General features: G+C 66.4%; 2 protein-coding genes. Both read left to right on the top strand.

What is annotated here, in order from left to right; translation table 11 throughout:
* Positions 1-758, top strand: a 758-nt coding sequence (locus tag H928_RS0112730; protein WP_021026856.1) for a HAMP domain-containing sensor histidine kinase, incomplete at its 5' end; no start/stop codon positions are given.
* Between the two features lie 50 nt (positions 759-808).
* A complete protein-coding gene (locus H928_RS0112725; RefSeq protein WP_021026855.1) occupies positions 809-1558 on the top strand; it encodes a response regulator in 750 nt (249 codons plus the stop codon).
* Positions 1559-1953 lie beyond the last annotated feature (395 nt).

Below are 1953 nucleotides of genomic sequence, written 5' to 3'. Positions count from 1 at the left end.
TGGCAACGGCGGCCGACCAGCTGGGCCCGGACCTGCAGCCCGTCGTTGTCGCCGAAGCGGGCCCGGCCGAGGTGGTGCGCGCAGCGCGTGCCTTTAACGCCATGCAGCAGCGCATTGCCGGCTACCTGAACGAGCGCATGCAGATCCTCGCGGCCATCTCGCACGATCTGCAGACCCCCATCACGCGCATGCGCCTGCGGGTGGACCTGATGGACGACATGCCCGATGCCGACAAGTTTCGCCAGGACCTGGAGGCCATGCGCAGCCTGGTGCACGAAGGCGTCAACTACGCCAAGACCCTGCAAGGCTCCGACGAGAAAGTGCGGCGCCTGGACCTCGATGCGCTGCTGCGCAGCATCGTCAACGACTATGCCGACACCGGCAGCCCGGTCACGCTCGACGGCGCTGCGGGCCAGCCCATCGGCACCCGCCCCCATGCGCTGCGCCGCATTCTGGGCAACCTGATCGACAACGCGCTGAAGTACGGCCAGCGCGCCGATGTGCATCTGCGCCTGCAAGCGGGCCATTGCTACATCGATGTCTGCGATGCCGGGCCCGGCATCCCCGAAGAGCAGCTTGCAGCCGTGCTGCAGCCCTTTTACCGGGTCGAGGCCTCCCGCAACCGCGACACCGGCGGCTCGGGCCTGGGTCTGGCCATTGCCCACCAGCTGGCACTGTCGCTGGGCGGCACGCTGCGCCTGCACAACCGCCCCGAAGGCGGCCTTCGCGCCAGCCTCCAGCTGCCAGCCAGCAGCTGAAACCCTCTGAAACCCACCGACCTCCACTGACACCACCGCCCCCTTCTGCCATGACAAGCACCTCCCCTGCCAGCGACCACGTTCTTTTGGTGGATGACGACCGGGATATCCGCGACCTGGTCAGCGCCTACCTGCAAAAAAATGGCCTGCGCGTGACCACCGCACCGACGGGCCGGCATATGCGGCAGCTGCTGGAGACGGCCGGCCCGTTTGACCTCATCATTCTGGATCTGATGCTGCCCGGCGAAGACGGGCTCACCCTGTGCCGCGACCTGCGCGCCGGCAAGTTCAAGACCACGCCCATCATCATGCTGACCGCACGCGGCGACGAGACCGACCGGGTGCTGGGCCTGGAGATGGGCGCCGATGACTATATGCCCAAGCCCTTTGCCGCGCGGGAGCTGCTCGCGCGCATCAAGTCCGTGCTGCGGCGCACCCGCATGCTGCCGCCCAATATGCGCAGCAGCGAGGAGGCGCGCTTTCTGGCCTTTGGCGACTGGCGGCTCGACACCGCCGAGCGCGTGCTGCTGGACCGGGAAGGTGTGATGGTGTCGCTGAGCGGCGCCGAATACCGGCTACTGCGCGTGCTGGTGGACCACCCGCAAAAGGTGCTCAGCCGCGACCAGATCCTGTCCATCACCCAGGGGCGCGAGGCCGAGCTGTTTGAGCGCTCCATCGATCTGATGATCAGCCGCCTGCGCAAATGCCTGAACGACGATGCCCGCGAGCCGCGCTATATCAAGACCGTCCGCAGCGAGGGTTATGTGTTTGCCGCTCAGGTGGAGGCCCAGGATGTTTAGCGTTCGCAAATGGCTGTACACATGCATGTTCTTGCTGGGTTGTGCGGCTGCTGAAATCGCCTCGCCCGCAGGCCGGCCCTGCCCCTTGGCCAGCAGCAGCACCCCGCTGCGCAAGCGCGGGCCCCGCGCTTAAAACGCCCGAGCCCCCCCCCCCCAACACCGCCACCTTTGAGGTGGCGGTGGCGTTTCCGGGCTCCGCCATCACGGCTTTGTATGGCTGTGTATCTGCCCGCGCGGCATGCTACACGGCCATGCATTTGGGGGCACGCATGACACATGCCACATACATGGCGGCGGTCTACTAGCTGACAGCCAAGACACACAAGTTTCGGCACCCAGCACCCCAACCACCCTCATCATGCAAAGGCCCCCCATGAACCCGATCATCACCTCCT

The sequence above is a fragment of the Comamonas sp. B-9 genome, assembly GCF_000410635.1.
GTDB lineage: Bacteria > Pseudomonadota > Gammaproteobacteria > Burkholderiales > Burkholderiaceae_C > Comamonas.
This window is presented reverse-complemented; position numbering and strand designations above follow the sequence as displayed.

Coding starts and splice junctions, on each gene's coding strand:
- H928_RS0112725 (WP_021026855.1), top strand. CDS start 809: ATGACAAGCACCTCCCCTGCCAGCGACCACGTTCTTTTGGTGGATGAC.